Source organism: Comamonas aquatica NBRC 14918 (genome assembly GCF_000739875.1).
GTDB classification, from domain to species: domain Bacteria; phylum Pseudomonadota; class Gammaproteobacteria; order Burkholderiales; family Burkholderiaceae_C; genus Comamonas; species Comamonas aquatica.
This window is the reverse complement of record NZ_BBJR01000010.1, coordinates 1-772: the sequence shown is the minus strand read 5'-3', so window position 1 is coordinate 772 and position 772 is coordinate 1. Positions and strand designations below refer to the sequence as shown.

Annotated in this window: 1 protein-coding gene; it reads right to left on the bottom strand. The window is 61.5% G+C overall.

What is annotated here, in order from left to right; genetic code table 11:
* A protein-coding gene (locus CA2_RS17390) for an IS5 family transposase (protein WP_156105928.1) occupies positions 1-732 on the bottom strand; the annotation gives its coding sequence in 2 pieces (ribosomal slippage) (positions 1-474 and positions 473-732; 734 coding nt annotated over the 2 pieces). This gene is flagged as partial in the annotation.
* Positions 733-772 lie beyond the last annotated feature (40 nt).

The following is a 772-nucleotide window of genomic DNA, read 5'->3' as shown; positions in this document are numbered from 1 at the left end:
AGCCAGCGCTCGCAGTTCTTCCACAGCCGCCGATTCTTCTCCAGCCAGGCAAAGCTGCGCTCGACGATCCAGCGCTTGGGCATGACCTTGAAGGTGTGCAACTCGCTTCTCTTGGCAATCTGTACCGTGACGTGCCCACCCACAATCTCCTGCACACCCTGCGCAAAGGGCTTGCCTGTGTAGCCGCTGTCGCACAACAGGCTTTGCACCCTGACCAAGGAGAGCTTGCAGCGCTTGAGTGCCTGCAGCGCGCCCTTGCGGTCCGTCACCTCGGCCGTGGTCACGGCTACTGCGTGCGGCAGCCCCTGGGTGTCCACCGCAATGTGACGCTTGATGCCCGAGACCTTCTTGCCCGCGTCATAGCCCTTCAGGCCCGCCGTGTCCGTGTTCTTCACGCTCTGCGCATCGATGATCAAGAACGCGCTGCAGGCGTTGCGCACCCGTCTCGCGCGGGCCGCGCCAACCTGATTTTTTTAAAGCCTGCTCCAGCAGGCTGCCACCCTCGCGTGGCTCGCTCCAGATCGCAAAGTACGAGTGCACGGTGCGCCACTTGGGAAAGTCGCCGGGCAGTGCGCGCCACTGGCAGCCTGTGCGCAGCAGATAGAGCACCGCACAGAACACCTCGTACAACTCCACCTTTCGGGGCGCCGTCTTTCTGCGCGCACTCTCCAGCAATGGACCGATCGCTTCGAACTGCTCGCGCTTGATATCGCTCGGGTAACCTTTTCTCATCTCGCAAGCTTCTCACATCAGACGAGACTTTGAACACGTT